This window comes from Variovorax sp. 01N429, from assembly GCF_056399425.1.
In genome coordinates this window covers 1-396 of record NZ_JBFTRG010000190.1, presented here as the reverse complement: position 1 = coordinate 396, position 396 = coordinate 1, and the positions used below count along the sequence as shown (strand labels likewise).

Here is a 396-nt window from a genome sequence, read left to right as displayed (position 1 = left end):
CCGGCGGGCCTGTCCCTGCTCACCACGTCGTTCCCGGAAGGACCGCTGCGGCAGAAGGCCCTCGGCCTCAACGGCGCGCTGATGTCCGCCGGGTTCACCGCGGGCGCGGTCCTCGGCGGGGTGCTTACCGAACTCCTGTCCTGGCGCTGGGCGTTCTTCATCGACGTGCCGGTCGCCGCGGCCGTCCTGCTGATCGCGCCGTCCGTCATCGAGGAATCCCGCCCCGCGGAACGCCCCAAGCTCGACGTCCCCGGCGCGCTCTCCGTCACCCTCGGCTTGCTGGGACTCGTCTACGGCCTCACCCAGGCCGGCGAGCACGGCTGGACCGACCCTCTCGCCCTGACCGGCCTCGTCGCCGGCGCGGTCCTCCTCGCCGTCTTCCACACCGTCGAACGC

The 396-nt window shown here is 73.0% G+C and carries 1 protein-coding gene; it reads left to right on the top strand.

Annotated elements, in window-relative coordinates; translation table 11 throughout:
- The coding region (locus tag AC1DSF_RS31195) for an MFS transporter (RefSeq protein ID WP_478184178.1) at positions 1-396 on the top strand (396 nt) is incomplete at both ends.